We start from the raw sequence: 7,858 nt of genomic DNA on the forward strand, positions 1-7,858 counted from the left end.
CTCTTGGGTTCCGCAACCTCACCAACTACATCGCCAGGAGCCTGCTCGAGACCGGCGGGTTCAGACCCCGTCTACACCCTCGACTGGGATGAGCCCCTTTGGGCCTCTACGGGGTGCAGCCTCACGAACCTGGCCTGGTTCGGGTTCCGGACGGCCTACGCACTACCCTCGCACCACATGCAGAAAAGCTGCAGGGCCACCCTATTCAGCGAGGTCCAAGCCATCGCGCACACCGCAAATCCACCTTGAAAGCGACCGAAAGGAAGCCGCAATGGCCGAGCGCACCTTCGTTACCGCGACCGGCCCCGACCAGCATGGCCGGTGGGGCACCATGAACGACCAGCCCATCACCGACGGTGAAGACGGCTTCCCTGGCGCGACTCTCAACTCCGTGGGCCGGCCCCACACCGTTGGCACCAAGCGCGCCGAAACCGTCACTGCCTGCCTCGACGCAGTGTGCCGTCGCGTCCACGACGAGCACACCAGCGCCTCCGCCATCATGCGCCGCGCACTCGATGATTACCTGGCCGGCTGATGGCTGACTCTGAATGGGTCCAACTCGCGTCAAGCGCATATTGGTAGTGCGCGTTATTTGATTTGGCGCTATTTGGCGGACGGGGGATTCTGCACGACTTTCCGTTCTCGTCGCTTGGGAGAGCCGAGAGGATTTTCCGTGAGCTACAGGTACCGGCAGACCTGGTCCGCGCTGCACGAGTCGGGGTCGGGCTGCGCGGCGTCGTGCCTGAGCTCGGCGATGGTGTCTCGGAGCGCTGTGAGCTGGGCGATCTGCTGCCCGATCTCGGCGAAGCGCGCGTCGAGGAGATCGCGCACGTGCTCGCAGGGAGCAGCGCCGCCGTCGCGGATGTCGAGGATCTGGCGGATCTGGGCGAGGGTGAGGCCCGCGGCCTGGCCGCGGTGGACGAAGTCGATCCGGGCGGCCGTCTCGGGCGCGTAGTCGCGGTATCCGGACGGCGTGCGCTCGGCCGGGGGCAGCAGGCCCTGCTCCTCGTAGAACCGCAGCGTCTTCGCCGTCGTTCCCGCCCGCTCGGCGAGTTCCCCGATGCGCATCGCAGGCCCCCTTTTCTTTCGGCAGAAGCCTTCTTGACCTTCCCCTGCACTGGAAGGTCCAGTATGGCCGAGAAAGAAGAGAAACCCAAGTGACGGGAGCTGCGATGCCCACGAAGTACGACCTCGCCATCATCGGATCGGGCGGTGGTGCGTTCGCCGCCGCGATCCGCGCGACCACGCTCGGCAAGTCGGTGGTGATGATCGAGCGCGGGACGCTCGGTGGCACCTGCGTGAACACCGGCTGCGTGCCGTCGAAGGCCCTGATCGCCGCGGCCGACGCACGGCACTCCGCGGCCGACACCGCCGACCGGTTCCCGGGGATCGCGACGACGGCGGGGCCAGTGGACATGCCCGCCCTGATCGCCGGGAAGCAGGCGCTGGTCGAGTCGCTGCGGGGCGAGAAGTACGCCGACGTCGCCGACTCCTACGGTTGGGCCGTCCGCCGCGGCGATGCCGCGTTCGCCGGCACCCCCGACGCACCGGTCCTCCAGGTCGCCGGGGACGACGGGAGCACCGAGACGATCGAGGCCGGGCACTACCTGGTCGCGACCGGCTCTCGGCCGTGGGCCCCGCCGATCGACGGCCTGGACCAGACCGGGTACCTGACCTCGACCACGGCGATGGAGCTGACCGAACTCCCTGAGTCCCTGCTCGTGCTCGGCGGCGGCTACGTCGCCCTGGAGCAGGCGCAGCTGTTCGCCCGGCTCGGCTCCCAGGTCACCGTGCTGGTCCGGTCCCGGCTCGCGTCGAAGGAGGAGCCGGAGGTGTCCAGGACGCTGCAGGAGGTGTTCGCCGACGAGGGCATCCGGGTGGTCCGCCGCGCGCTGCCGACGCGGGTGTCCCGCGACGCCGCGACCGGGCAGGCCGTCGTCACCGCGGACGTCGCCGGCGGCCGGGAGGAGTTCCGCGCCGACCAGGTGCTCGTCGCCCTCGGACGACGACCGGCCACCGATGGGCTCGGCCTCGACAGGGTCGGGGTCAAGACCGGGGACCTCGGCGAGGTGGTCGTCTCCGACCGGATGCAGTCCTCCCACCCGCGGATCTGGGCCGCGGGCGACGTGACCGGCCACCCCGAGTTCGTCTACGTCGCCGCCCACCACGGCACCCTCGTCGCCGAGAACGCGTTCGCCGACGCCGATCGGGCCGTGGACTACGCCCGACTGCCGAGGGTGACGTTCACCGGCCCGGCGATCGGCGCGGTCGGGATGACCGAGAAGGACGTCGTCGCCGCCGGGATCCGCTGCGACTGCCGCGTCCTGCCCCTGCACCACGTGCCCCGCGCACTGGTCAACCGCGACACCCGCGGCTTCGTCAAGATCGTCGTGGACGCCGACACCGGGAAGATCCTCGGCATCACCGCCGTCGCCAAGGACGCCGGCGAGCTCGCCGCCGCCGGGGTCCACGTGCTCGGCAAGACGGTCGCCGAGGTCGCCGACGCCTGGGCCCCCTACCTGACCATGGCCGAGGGCATCCGGATCGCCGCCAAGGCCTTCACCACCGACCCGTCGCTCCTGTCGTGCTGCGCGTGAACGAACTGGAGGAACCCACGATGTCTGACCTCAGCATGCAACTGCCCGAGCGGCTCAGCCGACTGGGAGAGACCGGCCTGCTCATCCCGCTGCTGCGGCTGCTCGCCGACGGTGACCCCGTCACCGTCCAACAGCTGTCCGTGGCTGCGGGCCGCACGATCGACGAGGTACGGCTCGGACTGGCCGCGATGCAGGACACCGAGTACGACGACCAGGGCCGAATCGTCGGCCAGGGCCTCACGCTGCGCCCTACACCGCACCGGTTCACCGTCGACGGTGAGGAGCTCTACACCTGGTGCGCCCTGGACACCCTCATCTTCCCGGCCCTCCTCGATCGCCCAGCGCGCGTGGAGTCCGTCTCCCCGGCCAGCGGAGAGACGATCCGCGTCACCATCGATCCGGTTGCCGGTGTCACCGGCGTCACACCCCCGAGCGCCGTGGTGTCGCTGGTGAACCTGGAGCAGATCACCTCGATCCGCTCGGCCTTCTGCAACCAGGTGCACTATTTCGCCTCCGTCGACGACGCCACCGGGTGGCTCTCTGAGCATCCCGGTGCCGAGGTGGTGTCGGTGGCCGAGGCCTACCGGATCGGCAACGAGCTCACAACGAGCCTGCTCGACCTGCTTCAGGACGACACCCCGGTGGCCGACGACTGTCCCCGCTGCTGTTGACCCGCGACACAGAAGGATTCGAGAACGCTATGACCTCCAAACACGACGACCGAACGCGAGGCGGTGGCCTACTCCTGGGAGCCGGTGCCGTGCTCCTCATGACGATCTGCTGCGCGCTGCCCGTGCTCATCGCCGGCGGAATGCTTACTGGCATCGGCGGGCTCCTTCTCGGCAACCCGTGGGTGATCGGCGTGGGCATTGCGCTCCTCGCGATCGTGCTGCTCGTCGTCGTCCGCCGCCGAACCCGCCGCGGCCGTGTCGAACCTGACTGCTGCCCGCCCACCGAATCCGCTCACCGCACCGACCCGAAGGGCGAACAGAACCAATGATCAGCTCCCGCGCCCGTCGTTCGCTCGCCACCCTCCTGCTCGCAGGCTCGCTCATCCTGACCGCCTGCGGCACCGTTGATAAGGATCCCGTCTCTGCCGAGACTGCCACCGCCGCGACGGTGACCAGCATCGACGCTCAGCGGATCAGCCTGCCCGCCGCCGGGAAGCCCACCGCGGTGTTCTTCTTCTCCGTCGGCTGCGGCGAATGCGTCGGCGGAGTCCGATCCCTCGGTCAGGCGGCAGCCGCGGCCGAGGAGGCCGGCATCGATGCCCAGTTCCTCGCCGTCGACATGGATCCGCGCGAACCTACCGAGACCATTCAGAGGTTCATGGAGTACGTCGACGCCGTGCATGTCCCCGCCGCCATCGACGAGGGCGCGGCGCTGTCCCAGCGCTTCGGGGTCGCCGCGCTGTCTACACTGATCATCGTCGACAGTGACGGACAGGTGACCTTCCGCGCCACCGACCCCGACGCCGATACGATCGTCTCCGCGCTCCACAAGGCCGGGGCCTGAGCGATGGGCGGACTCCTCGCCCTTGCCTTCGCCGCCGGGATGATCGCCCCCGTCAATCCCTGCGGCTTCGCGCTGCTCCCGGCCTGGATCACCCATGCGCTGGGCGACGCCGCCTCTTCCTCAGCCCCGGTGCGCCTGCTGCGCGCCCTACGGGCTGGCCTCGCGCTGACGATCGGGTTTGCGGGCACGCTCGCCTTGGCTGGCGTCGCGGTAAGCGCCGGCGCACGGGGCCTGATCCAGGCCGCCCCAGCCCTCGGCCTCGCCGTCGGGATCCTGTTGGTGCTGCTCGGCGGGGCGATGCTAGCCGGACGCTCTATGTCCCTCCGGCTTCCCGGCATACCCGGCCGCGCAATCGAACGGCTGCCCAGCGCCGTGCGCATGGTCGTCTTCGGCGTCGGCTACGCCGCGGCCTCGCTGTCGTGCACCTTCGGCGTACTCCTCGCGGTCATCGCCCAGGCCCAGGCGACAGCCAGTTTCGTCGGGCTGCTCCTCGTCTTCGCCATCTATGCCGCCGGCTCCGCCACCGTCCTGCTGCTTGTCGCCGTGGTCGCCGCCGTAGCCGGTTCTGTGCTGTCCAGGCGGATCGCCGCAATGACACGATTCGTTCCCAAGGTCACCGCCGCCGTCCTGATCCTCACCGGCGTCTACCTGGCTTGGTACTGGTTTCCAGTTGTCGTCGGCGATGCCCCTTCCGCAGGGCGCACCGACGTCGCCGCTGTCTCGGCGACGATATCGAACTGGCTCCAAAGCAACACCGGCGTCATCGCCGGCCTGTCTACCACCGTGGTGCTCATCGTGCTACTAAGCGGATTCCTTCATCAACGCCGTCGGAACTCCGGACGGAGGACCGAGGAGGACTGCTGCGACCCTCAGTCGACGCACTCTCCCGGGGACCGGCCGAGCGTGCCGACCGAGCGGCATTGAGCGGCTCCTGCACGTCAAGGTCATACGACGTGGTTGACCGGAACGACGAACTCGGACACCAGACGCCCTCCCACCCGACGCCGATCATCGGACACGGCGTGGGTGTTGTTCGTGGCCTATGTCGAAGGAGAGCGCGGCCACGATCAGGACGAGTTGACCGCCGAGCAGAATCGGTGCCGCCCGATTCTCACGACGTGACATCCCTGGAAACGTCATCGTCAGATTTCAGTGCAGGACGACTGGGAGGGGCATGCCGACGCGCTCGACGACCGCGGCGGCGTAGGCGGTGCTGTTCGCGCCGATCGCGTTGGACCAGGCGATCGCGGAGGAGATGTCCAGGCCAGTCAGCCGGCTGAGAACGACGGGTGGGAGTTCCTGCGCGAGCGCTATCAGCGCGCCGGTGCGGGCAAGTCGCGGCGGGATGCCGGCAGCGCGGAGCCGGGTATTCAGCGTGTCGGGGGCCATGTGATGCCCGGCCCGGGTTCCGGGATAGACCCACTCCTGTTCGATGCTCTCCACGAACATGCGAGGCGCGGTGCGGTTGCTGGCGGCTCCCGCGGCCGCCGGCGCGAGCTCGGCGGGGAGCACGAGAGGTTCCTGGCCGAGGCGAACGACCACGGCCTGGTCCGTGACGGTGACGTCTTCCGCGCGCAACTGGACGATCTTCGCCGCCCGGACGCCGAACATGAGCATCAGCCCCGCGGCGAGCTTCGTGTGCGGGTTGATGGACGGGTCGGAGGTGACATCGGCGAGCAGCCGCCAGCGTTCCTCGTCGCTCATGGCTTGCGGGCTCAAGGCTCCTGATGGCGGGCGTGGAGCGGTGAGCGGTCGGGATGCGCCGGCCCGTGCGGTCCAGGTCAGGAAGTGGTGCAGGAACGGGCGTCGGCCGCCGGTGAGCCATTCATCGACATCCGCCTGGGTGAGGGACACGAGAGAACCTCCGCGGGTATGGATCCATTCCAGCAGTTCGATGATCCCCGCGATCTCGAGCCGCCGCCAGGACAGCTGGCCTGATCGGGACGGCATCGTGTTGCGGCGCAGTGCGCGCAGGTGTCGCCATCGCGCGTATTGGGTGACGGTGCGCTGTTCACCCGGGTCGGGGATCTCGGCAAGTGCGCTGTCGAGCCAGAGCTCGAACCGGGCGAGCAGCTCGTCCCGCGGTGGGAGCAGCCCGTGGTCGATGAGCACGGACCGAACCGCTCGGGTCTGATACTCCGAGCCGGCCTGGTCGAGGTAGGCGTGAGTGCGCAGGGATGGGGCGGTGAGCACTCGGGTGATCAGCGTGCAGGCGACGGTGCCGCGTTCGAAGGCGTAGACGATCTTCGACGGAGCACCCTGGAACCACCGCTCTCGCAGATGCGCGATGCGTGCATCGGAGGCGGCGAGCTCGTCGGGCACCATCTCCCGGATCATCTGATCGGCTCGGCAACGGGGGCAGAGCTTCGCGATCAGCCGTGTGATGGTCCCGCAGCTGGTGCAGGGGCGGAACGACTCCGGTTGGCGGGGATAGCAGAGCGGGCAGAACGGCCGGCCCTCGATCCGGCCGTTCACTATCCGAGCGTCTCCGCAGCTTGTGCAGGTCTCGATGATCGGCGGAACGCAGGCCCAGCAGAGATAGCCGGAGCCGTCTTCGGTGCGCTTGTGGCGCAGCCGGACCTCCCCGCAGCTCACGCAGGGCTGGCGAGGGTTGGAGCACTGCTCGCAGGCGGCGCGCGCGGTTCCCGGCCAGCGGCATTGCCGCTCGTTCCCGCAGATCGTGCAGGTGTCGACGCTGGCCTTGTCGGAGCAGGGTTTGCAGATCGCTTTCTCGCTGCCGTGGAACAAACAGGGCGCAAGCTCCCCGCAGTCCGTGCAGGTGTCCAGCCGGGAGGAGCTCCGACACGTTGAACACAGCGGGCCCTCCGGGCTGCGGTAGGCGATCAGTCGATGGTTGCCGCAGCTCACGCAGACGGCGTTCTCGTCGGGGAGCTTGTTCGTGCAGCGTTGGCAGAGTCGCCGCCCGTCGGAGAGCACCCGCTCCAGGTTGGTGACGTCGTCGCAGCCATCGCAGGGGGCATGGTGCGCGATCCGGTAGCAGCGTCGGCAGCTCACTCGTCCCTCGACGCGTTCGGTGAGCGTGCGCGTGGTGCCGCAGCCTCCGCAGCGTCGTTCGGGCAGACGCGCGCCGTCCGCGTGGAGAAGGTCGTAGAACGTGCCGAACAGCACAGAGCCCGCGGCCGGGTCGGAGAACCACTCCGCGCCGTGGGCCTGCAGCTCGAGCATCAGCCGCACTCGGCGGTCCCTCCCGTCCGCCGCCATCTGCTCCACCGCTCGAAGGATGGTCGCGGTCGCGACACGGCGATGGCGGCGGACTTGCTCGACGATGCGCTCGGCCGCTTCGGGTTTCATGTCGACCCAGCATGGCGGATTCAACCGGTCAACGCACCATTGATGGTGTTCAGGCTATCGGTGAAGGCGTCGTGGGATGAGGCCCAGCCGAGGACCTTGCGGGGCCGTTCGTTGATGCGCGTCGCGATGGTGTCGAGGTCGGTCTGGGTGAAGGAGCGTAGGTCGGCGTTCTTCGCGAGGTACTGACGCAGCAGGCGGTTCGCTGGGGGCACCTCCTGCTTGGAGCGAAGCGCGCGGGGGAGTTTCGTTCGTGCCGCGCTGCCATGGCGAACGGGCGTCACAGAAGAACACTTGCATGCCCAGGGCGTGCGTCACCTGGTCGTGGAAGGCCATTTCCCTGCCGCGATCCCACGTCAACGACCGACGAAACTGCGGCGGCACGTCGGCGAGATTCTCGATGAGAGCGTCCCTGACGGCGTCAGCCTTGTACCCGT

General features: G+C 68.8%; 9 protein-coding genes. 6 read left to right on the forward strand and 3 right to left on the reverse strand.

Features of this window, described 5'->3' with window-relative positions:
- Positions 1-271: 271 nt before the first annotated feature.
- A complete protein-coding gene (locus ABH936_RS13870) occupies positions 272-535 on the forward strand; it encodes a hypothetical protein (RefSeq protein WP_040015181.1) in 264 nt (87 codons plus the stop codon).
- Positions 536-678: 143 nt separating this feature from the next.
- Here the strand turns inward: ABH936_RS13870 and ABH936_RS13875 are convergent, their stop codons facing one another.
- A complete protein-coding gene (locus tag ABH936_RS13875) occupies positions 679-1,068 on the reverse strand; it encodes a heavy metal-responsive transcriptional regulator (RefSeq protein ID WP_006947558.1) in 390 nt (129 codons plus the stop codon).
- Positions 1,069-1,172: 104 nt separating this feature from the next.
- Between ABH936_RS13875 and merA the strand changes: the two genes are divergently transcribed.
- From merA to ABH936_RS13900, 5 genes are read left to right on the forward strand one after another with little or no spacing between them, the layout of a single operon-like run.
- The gene (merA, locus tag ABH936_RS13880) at positions 1,173-2,597 is read left to right on the forward strand and encodes a mercury(II) reductase (RefSeq protein WP_006947556.1); all 1,425 of its coding nucleotides are present in this window, start codon (positions 1,173-1,175) and stop codon (positions 2,595-2,597) included.
- Positions 2,585-3,268, forward strand: a complete 684-nt coding sequence (merB, locus tag ABH936_RS13885) for an organomercurial lyase MerB (protein WP_015780448.1) — start codon at positions 2,585-2,587, stop codon at positions 3,266-3,268. Before merA ends, merB begins: the two co-directional genes overlap by 13 nt.
- A 29-nt stretch (positions 3,269-3,297) precedes the next feature.
- A complete protein-coding gene (locus ABH936_RS13890; RefSeq protein ID WP_006947549.1) occupies positions 3,298-3,597 on the forward strand; it encodes a hypothetical protein in 300 nt (99 codons plus the stop codon).
- Positions 3,594-4,112, forward strand: a complete 519-nt coding sequence (locus tag ABH936_RS13895; protein ID WP_006947551.1) for a redoxin family protein — start codon at positions 3,594-3,596, stop codon at positions 4,110-4,112. Before ABH936_RS13890 ends, ABH936_RS13895 begins: the two co-directional genes overlap by 4 nt.
- 3 nt (positions 4,113-4,115) lie before the next feature.
- A complete protein-coding gene (locus ABH936_RS13900; protein ID WP_404603543.1) occupies positions 4,116-5,036 on the forward strand; it encodes a cytochrome c biogenesis CcdA family protein in 921 nt (306 codons plus the stop codon).
- Positions 5,037-5,261: 225 nt separating this feature from the next.
- Here the strand turns inward: ABH936_RS13900 and ABH936_RS13905 are convergent, their stop codons facing one another.
- Together ABH936_RS13905 and ABH936_RS13910 are read right to left on the reverse strand one after the other, a co-directional pair.
- Positions 5,262-7,424: a hypothetical protein gene (locus ABH936_RS13905; protein ID WP_006947559.1), complete on the reverse strand. Its 2,163-nt coding sequence runs from the start codon at positions 7,422-7,424 to the stop codon at positions 5,262-5,264.
- Positions 7,425-7,444: 20 nt separating this feature from the next.
- Complete coding sequence (locus ABH936_RS13910) at positions 7,445-7,705, reverse strand: hypothetical protein (protein WP_243755012.1); 261 nt, start codon at positions 7,703-7,705, stop codon at positions 7,445-7,447.
- Between the last annotated feature and the right edge of the window lie 153 nt (positions 7,706-7,858).

The sequence above is a fragment of the Dermacoccus sp. GAS27A genome, from assembly GCF_044909235.1.
In the GTDB taxonomy this organism is placed as follows: Bacteria; Actinomycetota; Actinomycetes; order Actinomycetales; family Dermatophilaceae; genus Dermacoccus; species Dermacoccus nishinomiyaensis.